The following is an 18,886-nucleotide window of genomic DNA, read 5'->3' on the forward strand; positions in this document are numbered from 1 at the left end:
AGCCACACCGACATCGACACCAACGGCAACACCTACAGCCACACCGACGCCAACACCAACCAATGATCCGTGGACGCTGGTTTGGGGAGATGAATTCAATGAAGGGACCATTGATTCTACGAAATGGACCTATGACCTTGGAGATGGTTCGCAATTTAACAATCCAGGTTGGGGTAACAACGAGAAGCAATGGTATACAAGTGATGAGAAGAACGCAAAGGTACAAGATGGTAATTTAGTGATTACGGCGCATAAAGAAGCAGTAAGTGGCAAGGAGTACACTTCTGCGCGACTTAAGACAAAAGGTCTGTTCAGCAAGAAATATGGGAAATTCGAGATTCGAGCTAAAGCACCTACCGGAAAAGGGTACTGGCCGGCGATCTGGATGCTGCCCGAGAACTACGAGTACGGAAATTGGGCTTCCTCTGGTGAGCTTGATATTATGGAGGGCTGGGGCAGCCGTCCTAATACGGTAGCGGGTACTATTCATTACGGCGGCGAGTGGCCTAACAATGTGTACTCTGGTAAAGAGTATGTGTTCCCGGAAGGTTCCACGATAGAACAATTCCATACGTACTCCATTGAGTGGGAACCGGGAGAAATTCGCTGGTATGTAGATGGTGAGCTGTTCTTGACCAAAAATGACTGGTACAGCATCAGCAATGGCCAGCCTGCGAATAATGCTTATCCAGCACCATTCAATCAAGAGTTCCACCTGCTGTTAAATCTGGCTGTTGGCGGCAACTTCGATGGCGACCCAACACCTGAGACTGTGTTTCCAAAGTCAATGCAGGTTGATTATGTCAGAGTCTATGAACTGACAGGCCGTGAGTATCGTGAGCCGATACCCGTAACGCTGGAGAAGGAAGCTTACTTAGAAGGCTCAAAGCTTGCACTTCCTGATGGCAATCTTGTCTATAACAACAACTTCACGGAGCAGGTTCCGGGAGATAATGGAATGGGAATACCGAATACTTCACATTGGGTTTTGTTTAAAGAACCAGGAGCCGATGCTACAGTATCCACTGTACCGATTGGGGGGCACAACTTCGTAAAGGTAAATATCAGTAATGCTGGAGGCAATGTGTATTCCGTTCAACCTCAAGCGATCGTATCTGTTGCTAAAGGCAGATTCTATAAGCTCAGCTTCGATGCGAAAACAGACGTATCACGTAATATTAGCGTTAAACTAACGGGGGGAGAATCACGGGGCTTTGCCGCTTATTCTCCAGCGCTTAAGGCAGAGCTGACTTCCGAGATGACCCATTACGAAACGATGTTTCAAATGAAAGAAAACTCTGATATTGCAACACGGATAGAGTTCAACATGGGTACTAATGCTTCACCAGTCTGGCTCGGAAATGTCCGTCTGGAAGAGGTAGATAGTATTCCTTTTGACCATGACGGAATAAAGACACCGCTCGGTAGCGGTAATCATCTGTACAATGGCACTTTCGATCTTGGTGAGCCGAATCGGATGAGCTATTGGCACGTAGAAACAGCCACAGGTGCAACGGCTGCGGCTAAAGTAGATGACAAAGGCAAGCTGAATGTGAAAATTGGCGGCAGCGAAAGTGGCGAAGTCCGATTGCTTCAGAAGGGAATTCAGCTTATACAAGGCCAAGACTATGAACTTGCCTTTAATGCTGCAGTATCCTCTGCACGTACAGCCACAGTTCAGCTTCTTGGAAAAGACGGCAGCGTACATGCGCAGCAATCGGTTAACTTAGCCCAAGGTGAACAAGAAATAAAAGCAGTCTTCACCAACCTTGCAGGTGCAACGGATCATGAGGGACAATTCATATTAATTCTGAATGGTGCTGCGGATACCGTCATCTTGGATAACTTCAAGTTGCTGCGCACGAGCTTTTATTATGATCCATCACTTGTTTACTATCCGCTGGTGAATGGTGAATTCAACGCTGAATTTCTTGCCTGGGATCGGCTGTTGACGGAGCAGGGCGGACAGAGCACTGCTACTGCTACAGATGGAACAGCGAAGTTTAACATTACGAATACGGGTAGTCAGCCCTATTCCGTGATGTTGTTTCAAAATAACTTGAAAGCTGCAAGCGGAATAGATTATGTGCTAGAGTTTGATGCCAGTTCAACCATAGCCCGGAAAATCGGAGTAAATGTTGAAAATGCATCTTATCAGGCTTCATTTACAAATATTGTAGAGCTCACACCAGCAACAACTCATTACAAATTCGAATTCCGTCAAGGCAGTAAAGATACACTGTCTCTTAAATTCCTGCTTGGAAAGGTTGAGGGAAATAGTATTCCTCAAAGCCATGATATTATTATCGATAATGTGAAATTTGAAATTAAAAATGCACCAGCAAAACCTCAGGAATTGATAAGCGATAGTTCAAACAACAGAGTTTCGCAGCCGATTGAGCTAACCTTCATAGACCATGAGGATTGGAGAAAGAAAATTGTTGCAGTGAAGGTTAATGGTACAACACTTGAAACTGAACAATACACCATTGAACCTGGGAAAATCACAATCGATGCAGCAGTATTTCCATCCGAGGGCAGCTATACCATCACAGTAGAAGCTGACCATTACGCAAACGGATATGTGCTTCAGACAATACTTGCTAATGATAACAATCTGGTCATCAATGGTTCGTTTGGTAGCGATAAGACGGGTTGGTCTACATGGTCTGGAGAAGGTGGTGTTTCAGCATTTGATGTGAAGGATGGCGTGGCAGAAATCTTGATTACGTCGGCAGGATGGGAGGCATGGCATACACAATTTTACCAAGAAGGTATCCCGCTGGAAGGCGGAAAAACGTATGAGGTGAGTTTTAAGGCGAAATCAACGGTTCCGCGGCAAATCATCCTGGAATACTCCAATACTTCTGCAGCTTCCGCTCAAGCAAAGTTTGATATTACTGCCGATTGGGCAACGTATGGCGCACAATTTACGGTGTCTAACAGCAATCCGCTGAAGCTGAATTATCTGATTGGCAAATCGCAGGGCACTGATCCTACGGCTAACAGTACGCCACATACGATTTCTTTTGACGATATTGTGGTCCGGGAAGTACAAGGTGGTCCGCCAGTGACACCCCCAAGCGGCACGCTGGATAATGGAACCTTTGATGTGGATTCAAAAGGGTGGAGCCAGTATTTTGATGGAACCGGATCTGCTGCTGTAAAAGATGGCGAATTTGCGATAGACCTTACGGGCACAGGGCAAGCTGCCTACAGCGCACAAGTGGATTACGAAAACCTGAAGCTTATTCAGGGAAAGACGTACACCTTGAAGTTTAAGGCCCGTTCTACGGTAAACCGTAATATTCAGGTAGCTGTGGAGCATAAAGGCGGGGACTACACCAAATATATGGAGGCTGAGCTTATAGCCTTGACCCAGAACATGAAAGAATTCAGCTACACATTTACCATGAACGGTGCGACAGACGCAGGGGTTCATCTGGTATTTTTACTAGGGCTTATTGATGGGAACAGTACGGAGACGAATAGTGAAATTGGTGCGGGCAGCACGATTTATTTGGATGATGTAAGCTTAATCGAAAGTTAAACGAAAAAAACGGCAGTGTTTTCCTTTTTAAAGGAGCACTGTCGTTTTTTTTGGCTTGGAATTAAGATTCTTCTTTAGGGATAAATTCGAAGATCTTACCATTCTCAAAAGATTCTATTAATTTTAGCAACCAGCGGTAGTAATTAATGGATTCGGTAATCTTCTCTTCATCTGTATTTAAGAGCTGCATAAGTTTACTATCGTCACTAAACTCTTTTTTCATATCGTTAATTTCTGCAAGTGATTTCGCTAGTGAAATCATATTTCCTTCGACGGCTTTTCTCCATTTAATAGAGAAGTAATCACTGAAGTTCTGATGCCAGTCAGGTACAGTGGTGAACAGGTCTTTGCGAGTCCCTCTCCCCCAAACTTTATCGATCATTTTCAGATCTAGGAGGGTACGGACTCCCGTACTCATGGACGTTTTGCTCATTCCCATTGTTTTGCTAAGTTCGTCCAATGTCACTGGACCTTGATTGAAATACATATAACCGTATAAATGCCCAATGGATAAAGTGATGCCGTATAGATCCATATTTTTACCGATAGAGTCTATCACGCGTTCACGGGCCTTACTAATCTTCTCTATTTGTTCGGGTGTTAACCCTTCTAAATCGTTCATGATGTCCCTCCTGAGGAATAGGTCGATAGACTGCTGCAACCTTATACAATGTATTGTAATCAAATCCCCCTCCATAAGTAAAGAAATCATGAAGAAAGGAATTTGGTGTAAAACAGAGTATTCTATACATAAAGTACGTAAAGTTAAAACTGTACACTAAATTTTATCCGTATATGGTGTTTGCATGAATTTTCAATAGTCCGGTACACTACTATAAGTGAACTAAACCCGGATATATTTTCGGGAGAAGGAGGACGGCATGGCTATTATAGAGGTGAAAAAGCTAACCAAAGTATTCGGTCATGATGCGGGAAAGGCGATTCCATTATTAGAGCAAGGGTGGTCGAAGGAAAAGATCGCTCAGGAATTAAAGTTGACGGTCGGAGTCAACAAAGCCGAATTCAGCATTGAAGAAGGAGAAATATTCGTCATTATGGGATTGTCCGGCAGCGGTAAGTCAACGTTGGTTCGTTTGTTGAACCGTTTGATTGAGCCTACAGGGGGACAAGTCCTTTTTAAAGGAAAAGACGTCGTTAAAATGAATCCGGAGGAGCTTCGGCAATTTCGGCGCAAGAACATCGGCATGGTGTTCCAGAAGTTCGCATTGTTTCCACACCGGACGGTATTGGAGAATGCGGAATACGGACTTGAGGTTCAGGGCGTAGATAAAAAGAAGAGAACTGAACGGGCCATGGAAGCATTGCATCTCGTTGGTTTAAAGGGCTGGGAGAATCATCGACCGGATCAACTCAGCGGAGGGATGCAGCAGCGTGTAGGATTAGCAAGAGGACTTGCTAATGACCCTGATATCCTGCTCATGGACGAAGCCTTTAGTGCACTGGATCCGCTGATCCGTAAAGACATGCAGCAGGAGCTGCTGGAATTGCAGTCCAGAGTGAAGAAGACGATTGTGTTCATCACTCATGATCTAGACGAAGCCCTGCGGATTGGTGATCGGATTGCACTGATGAAAGACGGTGTTATCGTGCAGATTGGTACACCGGAGGAGATTCTCATTCAACCTGCCAATAAATATGTAGAGCGGTTCGTGGAGGATGTGGACTTGTCCAAGGTGCTAACTGCAGCTCATGTGATGCGGCAACCGGAAACGGTTAGACCTGAGCGCGGACCACGTGTAGCACTTCAACTGATGCGCGACAGCGGTATATTCAGCCTGTATGTGGTAGACAAAGAAAACAAGCTCTTGGGTGTTATTACAGCTGAGGACGCAGCACAGGCACTAAAGGATAATAAATCCATCCTAGAGGTTACACGGCGGGAGATCCCTCGTGTATATCCAGAAACGCTGCTCAATGATTTCTTTGAACTAATATCTGAGACACATTTGCCTGTAGCCGTCGTAGATGAAGCGGATAAATTAAAGGGTATTGTGATTAAGGGAGCCGTTCTTTCCGCACTCGCGGGTAACGCGGTACCGGAAGGAGAAGGATCTTAATGGACATTCCAAAACTGCCTTTAGGAAAGGCCCTCGAGTGGTTGGAAAACTGGCTAACTACGTATTGTGGCCCCTTGTTTGACTTTATCGCTACGATAATCGGTGGGATGGTTTCTGCAATTGAAGGTGCGCTGACCTTCCTGCCTGCATTAGTGCTTATCGTACTAATTGCAGCTTTATCTTATTGGATTGGGAAATGGCGCATGGCTTTATTTGCGGTAATCGGACTGCTCTTAATCGATAATCTCGGATTATGGGGACCTTCGATGCAATCTTTAGCCCTTGTTCTAACTGCCTCGATACTGGCTGTGGTAATCGGCGTACCGATTGGCATTTTGTGTGCGCAGAGAAATGCGGTTAGAAATACAGTTACGCCTATTTTGGATTTTATGCAGACGATGCCGGCATTTGTGTATTTATTGCCAGCGGTATCTTTTTTCTCACTTGGTGTAGTTCCAGGTGTAATTGCATCGATCATCTTTGCGATTCCACCGACAATTCGTTTGACCAATCTCGGTATTCGTCAAGTTTCAGAGGAGTTAGTGGAAGCAGCCGATGCTTTTGGTTCAACACCAACTCAGAAGCTGGTTAAATTGCAGCTGCCGATCGCACTGCCAACGATTATGGCAGGCGTCAATCAGACGATTATGTTATCACTCTCGATGGTTGTCATCTCATCTATGATTGGTGCGCAAGGTGTAGGAGCCTATGTATACCGTGCGGTATCGCAGGCTAAGACAGGAGATGGGTTCGAGGCGGGGATCGCTATTGTTATTATAGCTATTCTACTCGACCGTTTAACGCAGAACGCACTAAAACCAAAACAGAGATAGGGGTTTAAAAAAGAATGAAGAAAAAAAATATAGTGTTATTCCTGTTAGTGATTATGATGATTACTGTGATTGCTGGATGTTCATCCTCAAGCAACGAGAAAGTAAAACTGGCTTATGTAGCATGGGATTCGGAAATTGCGAGTACTTATGTAGTAAAGGAAGTACTTGAAACTAAGCTTGGAGCTACTGTTGAAATGCTGCAGGTAGATGCAGGTCCAATGTGGGCAGGAGTTGCTGACGGTAGTGCAGATGGAATGGTTGCAGCCTGGCTGCCAAGCACGCATGCTGCTTATTTAGAAAAGTATGGTGCGAAAATGGAAGATTTGGGTCCAAATCTGAACGGAACCAAGGTTGGTTTAGCGGTTCCAGCGTACATGGATATTAATTCTATTGAAGATTTGAAAAACAGTGACCTAGCTGGTAAATTGAACAATCGAATTATCGGGATTGAGCCGGGTGCTGGTATTATGACAACAACAGAAAAGGCTATAGCTGAATATGGCCTTACTGATTATACCCTTCTTGAAAGTTCATCAGCAGCGATGGCTCAAGAGCTGCAAAAAGCCTATGACAACAACGAGCCTATCGTTGTTACGGGTTGGACACCACACTGGATGTTCGCCAATATGGACCTGAAATATCTGGAAGATCCAAAAGGTGTATATGGTGCGGATGAGCAAATCCATACGATGGTTCGTCAAGGTCTGAAAGAAGACATGCCGAATGTCTATAAGTTCTTGGATCAATTTGAGTGGACAGCAGAAGATATGGCGAAAGTAATGGTTGAGGTTCAAGGTGGGAAATCACCAGAAGAAGCTGCTAAAACTTGGGTAGAAAACAACCCCGATAAAGTGAATGCGTGGATTCAAGGTGTAGAATTGTAAGTAGATAGAATTCTGTGGTATGATGTGAAGAATCAATGGATTACAAAAGTGTAACTTGTACGCTAACCACTGTTCTTTACAAATGCACTTCATAAGCAAACTCATTCAATAAAACACCCCGGAAGGGGTGTTTTTCTTGAGAATATAAGCAAAGTAATAAAAGGGATATCTATACTTTGCTTATATTTTAATGCTCACACTTATGCTTTAGCGAAGTAAATCAGGAGGCAGCTGCTGCAAGGAGTCAAGAGAGGAGACTGCTTCATGACAGAGACCATAAATACCTGGATAGATTGGCTGCTGCAAACGCTTGGCCTTAGTGGACCCTCTATTTTATTTGTGACGATTCCATTGGCGCTATTGCAGAGTATATTAGGATTTTTTCCGTTCGTAATTTTGATTGTACTCCATGTGTCTGTATTTAACGTTATTGGAGGTATGATAATCAGTTGGCTCGCTTGTAATCTGGGTGGAATACTGATGTACTTCCTCATTCGACGTTACCTTTACAATTGGTTTGATCGAAAATGGAGGTCCAAGCTGAAAAGGTATGACAAATGGCAGCGTTACTTGGATCGATATGGAATCTGGACGTTGGTACTTCTACGTACGATTCCTATTATTCCGAACAATGTAATCAACTTTATGTCCGCTGTTTCACCGATAAAAGCCTCATCCTTTGTTTGGGGGACCGTGCTTGGGAATCTGTCTTACATTTGGCTATTCGGTACGATCGGCTCAAGCTTAATCGTCCCTAGGGAAGAATGGAATGGATATATTACTTGGTATGCCGTGTTTATCGCTATTCTAATCGGGATCTTTATACGGCGGCACTGGGACCATTTGCAGGAAGATAAACGGAGTAGAATGCACTAATACTAATTAATCATCAAATGAATGAAGAACGTTTCTTTGGCATTATCTGCCGGAGGGAACGTTCTTCTTTTTTGTCTTCTTTGCGAATACCTTAAACTAAGTGGAGGTGGCTTGACCTCTACGTAAGGCGGGAGGGACTATCGCAATGGGGAGATTAAGAAAATGGGGGAACCGAGGGCTAAGATTACCTGATCTAGGTCAGTTTCGGCTGCCAAAAATAAATGGGGGCGGGACGCCGAGGTTCTCTGGAAGAAGCTCCGCGTTCAAGTCAAAACCTAGTAGGGCAGCGGCTAGACCACAGAGTGCACGCTTTGAAGCTAAGCGAAGTAGAAGTCATATGAGCTCATCGAGTAGGGCAGAAAGAAAGATGAACGTTACCGGTGGAAACACGCGTAAGCCAAGAAGCCGGCGTAAATTTTGGCTGATTGCATCCTTAGTATTGATTGTGCTTGTGCTACAGGCACTGCGATACGTGGAGCTGCACATGAAGCCACCTATTTTGCATTTAGCGCAAATTCGTGTGAAGCAAATCGCAACTGAGTCGATAAATAAAGCGATTACTTCACAAGTTGCGAACGGAGGAAATGCAGAGGAACTGATTGATTGGAAGACCGATAAGAACGGGAAAATATCAGGCTTTATGTTGAACTATGCGGAGCATATGCGTATTACTTCACAAGCAGCAGAGGTAATCCAGACCACGTTGCAGGATTTGCATAATCAGACAGAATATATTCCGCTCGGTCAGGCACTAGGTAGTCCTCTCATCGCCTCTTATGGGCCTGATATTCCGATCAAGATTGAACCGCAAGGTGCTGTTAAGGTTGAACTCAGCACTCGCCAGCAAAATGCCGGAATCAATATGATTTTAGTTGAGGTCTATATCCATATTGTTACGGAGGTAGCGGTGGTTATTCCTTTTGACATGGAACCCCAGGTAGTGGATACGGAAATTCCAGTGTCATATCTGATGGTCGTCGGAGACGTGCCAATGTATTACTACGATAATCAGGGTCAGCCTGTCGGTGCTAATGGCAGCAGTGCTCCAGGAATTGCTATTCCTGCACCGTCTGTAAGTGGAGATAAAAATGGAGTATCAGATCAGAGCAAGGATACTACTGGGAATAGCAAAGAGGATAGCAATTCATCGCCAGCTGCACCCAATTCTTCAAATACAGGCGCAGCTCATACAGAAGAAGGCGGCAAAGGCGTAAATGGAGGAAATTAAGGGATATCATGCTTAACCGCTCATAGACTATAGGTAGAGTTGCTTTAAATAAATGGAGCGTGAGTCCTAATGTCACATGAATCGATGAATATGGAACGCTTGGCAGGGAGATACGGTTTCCTTGAACGTGCCGGACTTCTACCCTTGCCTAGTGAAGATGGGATTTCTATTGTAGTTGAGCTTAGCCGTATGGAATGTGCTACGGTCTGTTTACCCCTGCTGCTGCTTCACTCGGGAGTGGCTGTGCGCATTATTGCTGTTTCAATGTCTCCCGACTTCCCCATGGAGGTATTAGCAGGACAGTTCTCGCCGGAGGAACCAGTGCTCTTCCTACCTTATGAGAAGGAGGAGTATATGCCCAACCTAGCTCTGGCCCATATCGAGACCACCTTTGCTGTTCTGCTTGAAGATTCGATTATGGTATCGCCTGGCTGGTTAAGCGAGTTAATGTGGGCATCCGTTGATGATGCATCCGTAAGAGTCATTGCTCCGCGTTCTTCTACCGAAAAGGGTGAAGGGAAGAAACGGCTTCACTTTGGTACTCATCATGAATTAACGGAGCATGTAAGCTACAGCCTTGGGCGGTATCAAGGCGAATGGCACGAGGTGGAAGTGCTAACCGGATCTTGTCTTTTATTCTCTAAGGAATTGGTTCAGCGAATTGGCGGCTTTGACACCTCGCTTCAAGCACGGCATCTCATGATAGCTGACTGGTGTCTTAGGGCGCGTCAGGTTGGAGTGAAACTGGCACTGAGTGAAGCTGTGTATGTTCATGCTATTCAGTCACTGGATAAATACCTTAGAACGAAGGACGAATCCAAACAAACGGACGGCTGGCAGACTTACTACAAGAAATGGGCACTTGAAAGCGGGATAGAGAACGAAGGACTTTTAGTACCCTATACTGAGTCCTTAAAATTTCCACAGCCGGTTATACCATTGGGCAGGATTCCCTTAGCATCTCCGTTGGTAACGGCCATAGTTTATTGTGATGAAGCTTGGGATTGTGATGAGCTGAAGGAGCGATGGGTAGCTGTACGGGAGCAGCAGAGCTACAAGTATATTCGCTGGATTTGGATTAGAGATACTTTGGTGGACGCTACACTTGAGTTACCGGTTAGCGAACATGATGTAATGATAACAGTTCATGGTGAGGATTTATGGCAACGGGCGTTAAAGAACGCATCTGCATTATATGAGAGCGAGATCATTCTGTATTTGTCCACTTCTATCCAATATGAGAAACGTTATGTTGAGCGGGTAGTGAAGGCCATAACTCAAGGATCCGCAGATCTGATCGTAAGTTTATCGGCTGAAATGGAAGAAGCTGGGGTTCATTTGCTTGCAGGGGGAGATTCAGCGCTCGCTCTACCTCTTGAACGTGTTGCTTACAAAGGAGGGATCCTACCTGGGATGATTAGCAATGGGAAGTTTACTTCCCGTCAATTGCTGCTGCACCCTAATGCCTCTCTGGTAATAGGCTATATTGGGGATTTGTCCGATTCCAAGGAGGCACACCCATGAAATATTTAATTCTAAGCGGAGGTTCTTGGGAGGACTACGAATATAAAAGATTGCTAGAGCTTCTTCCCGATAGGGAAGGGGTCTGCTTTGCTGGACGAATGACTAGAGAGCAGCAGACTAACAATCAGATTAGGGCAGTTGCGGCTGCAGATATTTATTCTTTGAACATGAAGCAATACACGATTCTTGTCTCTTCTCCTTATTGGCTCTCAGAGGTTCTCTCTTTGCAGGCAGCTTATGTAGTGGCTCTGCTAGAACGCTGTCCGGAAGAAGAAAAGAAGTGGTTATGGGATAAATACAGCAGTTTGCTTGGCGCAAAGGCTGACCTTGTAGCCACCCGATCTGAACGGATATATCTAGAGCAGAGCTTGCGCAGGGAAGATGTGCTCTATCTCGCCGGGGATCAGCAAGAATCCTATGGAGTTACCTTTCAGGGAGATCGGCTGTATTTTCTTACGGATTATGAGGTGCTGTGGAGAAAGGCAATTGCGAACTTGCGTCAGGATTCAGCGAGATCACCTGCCGATTGGGTTACTATACAGCTTGAGTTGCGGGCGGACTATTACATTTCCATGTGTGCTAAGCTGCCCAGTCAACCTGTTGTGCATTACTTGGCAGCTTCCTATCTGTACTTGTTGGGGGATTCCGTAGCAAACCGCTATCTGGCGCAATCCTTTGAGCTCATGGTGCTGTATGAATATTTAGATTGCCTTCATTCACATTTTCGCTTTTTTTCGGCTATAGAGGGTAAGACTGGGGATTTGGAAACAGCTGTTCAACAATATACGATTACGGCAGTTACAGCTGAGGAGAAGCAGGATGCGGAAAGGCTGCAGGGCTGGCTTCACTCCGGGCAGTACGAACTTGTCCGGGCAGAGCTGTTTCGCTTAAATGAGGATGAAGCTGAGGCAATACGGATTCTGAGTTCGCTTACCACCTCAGAGGCGAAGAGGTTATTGATTCAGAATTATATTCGGACCTTCCAATGGGAGAAAGCGCTAGAGCTTCAGCAAGATTTGGAGGGGAATGTTGATGGGATTATAGAAGGCACAATACACTTGCTACATGGCAGACGACATGAGGCTATGCGCAGCTTCTTGAATGCGGCAGGGCAAGACAATCAGGCGTGGCCGCTTTTATCAGAGATGGCAGATCTAGAAGAGGCCGTAAAACGATTGAAAAGGAGAGTGGAGGGATGAGTAGTCATAAATGGCCTCTCCGCAAAACAGCAGGTAACCGCTTGACCGCTATGATGCAGGTTCGTAACGAAGCTGGAAGGTATCTGGAGCAGATACTTGAAGAACTGAGTGAGTTTGTGGATGATATTGTAGTTGTTGATGATGGAAGTACAGATCATACGGCACAGTTATGTCGTTCTTTTGCCAAGGTTACGAAGCTTGTGACACTGGAGACCTCCTTGTTTAATCGTGAGTGGGAGTTAAGACAGCTGTTATGGGATTTAGCGGTGTCTACGAATCCGGATTGGCTCCTGTCTGTAGACGCTGATGAGTTCTATGAAGAGGCAGCTAAACGGGAGATGAGACGGCTGATTGATCAGGATGTGTATGACTGGGTATCCTTCCGGCTATTTGATTTTTGGGGTGGCACCACCCATTATCGTGAAGATGAACATTGGAATATCCATACGAAGCATACTCGTACACTTGTCCGATACTTGCCGAATTTTCATTATTTCTTCCCGAAAATGGATCATCATGTTCCTAGGCTGCCGCTTTCTTACTCGGTATTGCCGGGTTTTCTTGCCGAACTGCGAGTGAAGCATTATGGATGGGCAGTTTCCCCGGAAGAGCTTCGACTTAAATATTCGCGTTATATGGAGCTTGATCCAGAGGGGCGCTGGGGGAGTCTGGAGCAGTACCAGTCCATTCTAGATGAGCAGCCCCATTTGATTGAATGGAAAGAATAGCTCTGAAATCCGAATCTGCCAGTCGGTTAGATCTGACTGGCAGATCTGACGAGCACCCCCCATGGGATATGACCTGAGGGTATTCCATGGGGGGAAGCTTTTGCAGCGAGCATAAGCTTATAGTATGAGAGTCCCACTGCAGCGGTAGTTCCTCCATTTCTGCGCACAGCCATTTCATCTGATAAAGCGATCTTTGGAGTTTCCCCACAGGAGCAAGCCATTGCCACATATAATAGCCATTCGGCGCAGTCCGTCGAAGCATTATAATGAGGGGGTTGACTGAGATAGATGGAACACCACTGTTTCTTTACGGGGATAGGAGCCTCAAGCAATCCATAGAATAAGGGCTCCGGCAGTTTGCACCATTGGAAGGAAGATCCCTCTGAATGACGATAGAGCGTTAATACACTGTCCCAAGCACCGACCTGAAGCAGCAATTGTGTAGCATAGCTCAGATCAGGAAGAGAAGGCTTAATGTCAGAACGACTTGTTAAAATATGATGAATCGTTAGGATCCCTGGTCTGTATGGTAATATGGAGACAACCCACTTCTTGGCTGATTCATTATCTCCAGCACGGCAAGACAAAGCCCAGAGATAACCGAGTATTGATGAATGTTCGGAAAGAAGAGATGGATTATGAAGGAGCTGCTCAAGGGGGGCGAGGGTGTGTTCCTCCTCTTGCTGCTGAGTACAAGCAAAGAAAGCCTGCACAATGGTTTGAACGGTTAGCGGTAGCTGCGAAGCAAAAGAGAGAGTGGTCAGCCATTCAAAATCACGAGCATTGAGCGCCGCGGGCACGAGATAGCCTAAAGTAATTGGTGAGAGAGTGTGGATATGATAGCGGGTCAATGCGATCATACTTAACCTCTCTCCAGATAGCAGGCTTAGTGGGACAAGCTGTTTCCACGCATCCGTATAATCTGGTTTAAACTGTATAGCAGCCTCGTAGTGTTTCCGCGCATTTGGATATAGAAATAACTTCTCGCATACTCTGCCCGCTAGTAGTTCTGTTCGATACGTTCCACTTCCCGAAGAAGATGGATATGAAAGTGCTGTATCCCCACTCTTCAGTGCTTGCTGCAAGAAGTGTCTAGCTTGGCTTAGCTGTCCTTGTTCGAGTAATAAAGCAGCATAGCCCTCTAATAAATCAGTGAAATCGGGAAACAATAAGCTCCCCGCATGAAAGACTTCCGCAGATTCCTGCTGCCTGTTACATCGTTGTAAAGCATAGGCAGTCTTTAGATAAATATCGGAGGCATACCCGGATTGGGTTGAAACATCAGCGAGTAATGGAAGAAGTACATCTGCAGCTGTATGATATTGTTCCTGTTGATAATGCTCTACCCCTAGCGCATAACGAAGAATTAGATGGTTCGGTTGAAGCTGCAGACCACTATTGATGAGAGCTAAATTGCGCTGATATTTATTTTTGCGCTGCAGTTCATCTTCTAAATAACCATAGTGATAAATACGCAATTCAGCGTAAGCAATCTCCCCTGCAGGAAGCTCCCAAATGCTGCTGGCCGTCTCCTCATGAATGATTCCACGAAAGATGATTCTTCTATCGTTTCTGAACAGGCGGCAGACATGATCGGTAACAAAATCCGCTTCAGGGGCGTCACCGGTATAGTGGATAATGGGTAGCCAATATCCGTGGATATGCGCTGCGTCCAGCAGGTGCTGGAGCTGCTCCTTCCTCCAATGATCTACAGCCTCATCGGCATCAAGTACCAGAATCCAAGGGGAAGTTGCATGCTTCAGACTTAGGTTTCGTGCTTTCGAGAAATCATTCTCCCAAGTCATATCGATGATCTTTGCACCGAACTTAAGTGCTATGTCTCTGCTATTATCCTCAGACCCGGTATCTACAATGATGATTTCTGATACGATTCCTTGCACAGAGGACAGGCATTTCTCCAAGTGGTTCGCCTCATTCTTAACGATCATACAAAGTGTGATCTCGGGTATAGTCATAGGAAACGTCCCTCCTATTCTGAAACTTTGTGTAGCGGAAGCGATAGGCGTGCTCTTTTGACTGCTGGAGAATAGGTAGCAGAAGAGGACAAGGAAGCAAGCAGACGATCCGCTAACAAAATCTGTGAACGCCCCTGCTCAGATGCTTGATTAAATGCCGCTTCTATAGAAATGGGCTGCTCTGTGGCATTTATCAGCTGTGCAGCTGCTTCATTACATCCCTCACTCTGTAATAATTCTAGGAGAATCCTGTTCTTAGTCACTGTGTAGTCTGGCAGATGAGCGAGGAACCAACCGTAAATTTCACTCTCGCGGCCTGCACATTTCAGGGCTCGTAGTAGCCGGGTAATGACGGGAGTCGGTTCGGGATGAAGCTGTGCGGTTTTGGTGTAACAAGCAATAGCTTCGGTCTCATCACCTATCTCTTCACATAATTGACCCAGCATATAATAGGTTAAATATGAACCAAATCCAGCCTCAGTATGGTAGCCAGGAGGAGCAGCTCCGATGACCAGAGCTTGTAACAACGCTACCTTGGCATCCGCAAAAGCTCCTAATTGTAATAGCAGGGCCCCTTTGAGATGGGCTAAGTCTGGATAATCCGGATGTGCGCTCATTCCACGATCACAGGCTGCGAGCGCCCCAGGGAAATCTTTTAATTCTGCAAGCGAGCGAATTTCATATTTGTGCAGCAGGTGGATGTAACTTGTATCAGGCGGTGCCTCTTCTAGTGATTGTTGGATATGATTTAGAGCAGGGTGATACTCCCCAAGACGCATATACTCAACAGCCATATTAAAATGGTGGAAAGGATCTTTAGGATTTAACCTTAGCTGTTCTTTCAGCAGCTCGACATTACGTTTGATTTTATCTTTCTTGATCACTACCCCTTCTGCGTAACCATAATGATGGATGACAACAGTGGTCAGATGCATCGGTGCCTGGGGTGTAGCTGTTATGATAGCCTCAGCAATCTGTTCGTGGATGATACCGCTAAACCGGTACTTAGGACGATTACGAAACATCCGAATAATCGGATTGACGGTGATCGTTTGTGAAGTGGGGGTTAGCCCTTTATGATTATGAATGCGTAGGAAAAATGCCTCGTACTCCATATGCTCAGCACATAGCAGTAATTCTCCCTTGCTCTCCTCACTTAATTCCTCATCTCCATCTAGAACGAGAATCCATTGTCCATGGGCCTGCTGGAGACCTGCGTTGCGGGCAGCAGCAAAGTCGCCGCTCCAAGGGTGCTGTATGATTTTAGCCCCGAAGTTTAGGGCAATTTGAACCGAAGCATCGGTGGATCCAGTATCGACTACAATGATCTCATCGACGACTCCCCGTACGCTTTTTAAACATTGGCTCAAGCTATCTCCTTCGTTCTTAACGATCATGCATAAGGAAATTAGCGGCTTTCTTCTTGAATGGTTCATAGGGAAGATCTCCCTTCGCTCTGACGTAAGCTCCACTGAGTGTGCCAAGATGTACGATTCAGCAAGGTAATGGATTTAAGGATAGCTCCGATATCCTCTTGCAATGGGCCATGAGCATGGGCATCATTTAAATTTTGTAGAGCATCTTCCATACTCAGCTTCGCTTGCTGAAGATAACAGAGGGATAAGCCGATCCTTGCGGATTCATGCTCAGGCTCTTGTTCCAGCGCTTGCTGAAACCATTCACTGGCCTCGGAATAATGCCCTTTGTCAAAGATCATCTCACCAATATAAAAAAGCACGTTTGCATCGGCGATCTTATCACGAACAAGTACAATAAATTCCTCTCCTGCGGCCTGCCAATCTCCTTCTTTATATAATGCTGTGGCAAATTCAGATCGATAAGCAGGGAACAGGTCTACTAAAGTATGACTAAGTGTGAGCTGATGTAGCTTTACGGATAACCCAATGAGGTCTGAAAGGAATGAGGAATATAAGTGATCTACCTCTTTTTCTACCGGATATGCCACTTGTTGGCTTTGGGATCGCTCAATGTATTCCAGCCCAGAACGGAGTTCACCTGTTGTATGGTTGAGCAAGTCCTTTTTAAATTCTCCATATCGTTCCCATTGGCAAATGGCCCAGAGGGTATACCACTGCTTTTGATGCACTGATCTATGGTTATCTTGGGAAGCTAGTGGGGTCATCTGTCCTATAGCTGTACTCGCGTCTTCTAATTTGCCGGTGATGATGAGTGAAGAGATGATTGCATATGCAGTATCCAATTCCAATGGAAAAATATCTCGGGATAAGGTGGTTATGGTTTCATAAGCATTTATCTCATATAAACTGTCAATGATCGCGGATCTACGGACTGAAGTAGTTGGGGGAACAAGTTGGATCAGTAAAGTGGCGATTTCCTCATCGGGTACAGCTAGACGTTGAAAAGCAGCAGCAATTCCCTGCAAGGCGGGCGTATATAAAGAATGGTGTTGAAGTGCACGATGAAAAAATCTTGCAGCATCCTCAAGAAGACCAAGCCGCTGTGAGATTAAACCCATCCGGTATAGGGGGCGAAAGGTGCTCATTCCTTGCTCACAGACATATTTTCCGCTAAGTATCTCATGTGCAGGAATGGACTCTGCATGTTGATAAGCTAATAGCGCTCGTTCCCAAAGTCCTTGGCTCTCTAAAGATTGGCCTAATAAAAAATGTAGATCAGGGTAGTCACCATAACGCTCCAGTTCAATCATCAGCAAGGGGTCAATCGCATTCATTTTTCCTTGCGCATGATAGATTTTGCAAAGATCCCTAATCATCGTAGGACGATAGGAGGCTTCAAGTGCTACATGGTGAAGGCCTTGGCGAAGCAACGTCTCAGCTTCCTGAAGACGACCTTCCTGACAGTAGTTTACTGCCAAATTATAGGAGTGGAAAGGATCGTCCGGAAATTCGGTTAAAGTGAGGTGCAGCAGGTGTTTATTTCGATTGATTTTATCTTTTCGTGTCATGATTTCAGGTAAATATCCAAAGTGTATAATCTCAAGTGGACTGTGCTCAATTGCCGAGAGGTTATGTTTGCTAAGGATTGAAGTGTCAATTCCCTCATGGATTCTTCCACTATATTGGTAACCCTGTCCATTTCGGAATAAGCGGACTGCACTGTGTTTTACCTTATCTTCAGGTCGTACGCCAACCCAATTATCAATGTTTACTGTAAAAGCCTGAGCTTGTGTGTTCTGTAGAAGGCTGCGGAGTTCTGTAAGTGGGGTTTGTAAGCACTCATCGGCATCGAGGATAAGAATCCAATTCGTTGAGGCATGAACGAGCCCTTCATTACGAGCAGCTGCGAAATCGTCTGTCCATTCCCGTTGGAAGACTCTAGCCCCGTGTGCTTCGGCAATAGCTATGGATTCGTCAGTAGAACCCGTATCGATCATCACAATTTCATCAGCACCAGCTACGCTTGCGAGACAGTGAGGCAGGAGATCAGCTTCATCTTTTACGATGAGGTGGACGCCAAGCGTAATATTATTCACGGTTGTTCCTCCTTGGAAGGCATTATGTGGTTGATGCACATATGTATAGCTGCTGACACAAGCATAAACGCCTTCGGTGTCCTTATAGTTAAAGAAAAAGCACATGGATATCCATGTACTCTTTCTTGTTACAACATATGATGGTCATCTGGATTACGTGCCCTGAGCATTGAAACTTACATTGATCGTGGATGCAGAGCCTGAATTGGCTGATTGGTAGGATAGGCGGGTATATTTCAGGAATCTGGCTGGCACTATGACATCGATAGAACCTGCTGCTAAAGGATTATCCCCCGTGGTATCGACAAAATAGTTCGCTCCATCAGCACTGATTTCCACACGTGTGTTGACTGGATTTGCCCCAGTATTGTTAATGAAGAAGGAATACGTTCCCAGCACGCTCGTAGTAACGGCCGGTAGAGGGGTATAGGTATTAGCGGTCGCAATGCCTGTAGTCGTCTGTTCAATAAAGCTGCGTTGGGATATAGAAGTCACACTACTTAGTGTACCGGCAGTAATTGTAGCGCCGAGTACG

14 protein-coding genes are annotated in these 18,886 nt (G+C 45.5%); 9 read left to right on the plus strand and 5 right to left on the minus strand.

Annotation, left to right across the window (positions count from 1 at the left end):
* Positions 1-3,550 (plus strand): carbohydrate binding domain-containing protein (locus CA598_RS27695; protein ID WP_094878564.1); only part of this gene is annotated, 3,550 nt, incomplete at its 5' end.
* Between the two features lie 61 nt (positions 3,551-3,611).
* On the opposite strand, the gene CA598_RS27700 is transcribed toward CA598_RS27695, so the two are convergent.
* Positions 3,612-4,172 carry a GbsR/MarR family transcriptional regulator gene (locus tag CA598_RS27700; RefSeq protein WP_094878565.1) on the minus strand — a complete coding sequence of 187 codons (561 nt, stop codon included), beginning with the start codon at positions 4,170-4,172 and terminating at the stop codon, positions 3,612-3,614.
* 259 nt (positions 4,173-4,431) lie between these two features.
* Between CA598_RS27700 and CA598_RS27705 the strand changes: the two genes are divergently transcribed.
* The 8 genes from CA598_RS27705 (at position 4,432) to CA598_RS27740 (ending at position 12,900) form a co-directional block, all read left to right on the plus strand.
* Positions 4,432-5,628 (plus strand): quaternary amine ABC transporter ATP-binding protein, encoded by a 1,197-nt coding sequence (locus tag CA598_RS27705; protein ID WP_042191675.1) that lies wholly within the window; start codon positions 4,432-4,434, stop codon positions 5,626-5,628.
* The gene (locus CA598_RS27710; RefSeq protein WP_042191673.1) at positions 5,628-6,461 is read left to right on the plus strand and encodes an ABC transporter permease; all 834 of its coding nucleotides are present in this window, start codon (positions 5,628-5,630) and stop codon (positions 6,459-6,461) included. The genes CA598_RS27705 and CA598_RS27710 overlap by 1 nt, the downstream gene beginning before the upstream one ends.
* A 14-nt stretch (positions 6,462-6,475) precedes the next feature.
* A complete protein-coding gene (locus tag CA598_RS27715; protein ID WP_094878566.1) occupies positions 6,476-7,345 on the plus strand; it encodes a glycine betaine ABC transporter substrate-binding protein in 870 nt (289 codons plus the stop codon).
* Between the two features lie 264 nt (positions 7,346-7,609).
* Complete coding sequence (locus CA598_RS27720; RefSeq protein ID WP_094873936.1) at positions 7,610-8,221, plus strand: TVP38/TMEM64 family protein; 612 nt, start codon at positions 7,610-7,612, stop codon at positions 8,219-8,221.
* 145 nt (positions 8,222-8,366) lie between these two features.
* Positions 8,367-9,449, plus strand: coding sequence for a sporulation protein YunB (yunB, locus tag CA598_RS27725; RefSeq protein ID WP_373455851.1), 1,083 nt, complete (start codon positions 8,367-8,369; stop codon positions 9,447-9,449).
* Between the two features lie 69 nt (positions 9,450-9,518).
* Positions 9,519-10,973, plus strand: a complete 1,455-nt coding sequence (locus tag CA598_RS27730; protein ID WP_094878567.1) for a glycosyltransferase family protein — start codon at positions 9,519-9,521, stop codon at positions 10,971-10,973.
* The gene (locus CA598_RS27735; protein ID WP_094873930.1) at positions 10,970-12,172 is read left to right on the plus strand and encodes a hypothetical protein; all 1,203 of its coding nucleotides are present in this window, start codon (positions 10,970-10,972) and stop codon (positions 12,170-12,172) included. Before CA598_RS27730 ends, CA598_RS27735 begins: the two co-directional genes overlap by 4 nt.
* A complete protein-coding gene (locus CA598_RS27740; RefSeq protein ID WP_094878568.1) occupies positions 12,169-12,900 on the plus strand; it encodes a glycosyltransferase in 732 nt (243 codons plus the stop codon). The genes CA598_RS27735 and CA598_RS27740 overlap by 4 nt, the downstream gene beginning before the upstream one ends.
* A gap of 26 nt (positions 12,901-12,926) precedes the next feature.
* Here CA598_RS27740 and CA598_RS27745 read toward each other — a convergent pair whose 3' ends face one another.
* The 4 genes from CA598_RS27745 to CA598_RS27760 all read right to left on the minus strand — a co-directional run.
* Positions 12,927-14,876, minus strand: coding sequence for a glycosyltransferase (locus CA598_RS27745; protein WP_094878569.1), 1,950 nt, complete (start codon positions 14,874-14,876; stop codon positions 12,927-12,929).
* A gap of 14 nt (positions 14,877-14,890) precedes the next feature.
* Complete coding sequence (locus tag CA598_RS27750) at positions 14,891-16,312, minus strand: tetratricopeptide repeat-containing glycosyltransferase family 2 protein (protein ID WP_094878570.1); 1,422 nt, start codon at positions 16,310-16,312, stop codon at positions 14,891-14,893.
* Positions 16,309-18,351, minus strand: a complete 2,043-nt coding sequence (locus CA598_RS27755) for a glycosyltransferase family 2 protein (protein WP_179283778.1) — start codon at positions 18,349-18,351, stop codon at positions 16,309-16,311. The genes CA598_RS27750 and CA598_RS27755 overlap by 4 nt, the downstream gene beginning before the upstream one ends.
* Before the next feature lie 153 nt (positions 18,352-18,504).
* Positions 18,505-18,886, minus strand: a 382-nt coding sequence (locus CA598_RS27760) for a DUF6385 domain-containing protein (protein ID WP_256990011.1), incomplete at its 5' end; no start/stop codon positions are given.

The organism is Paenibacillus sp. VTT E-133291 (assembly GCF_002264395.1).
In the GTDB taxonomy this organism is placed as follows: Bacteria; Bacillota; Bacilli; order Paenibacillales; family Paenibacillaceae; genus Paenibacillus_AQ; species Paenibacillus_AQ nitricinens.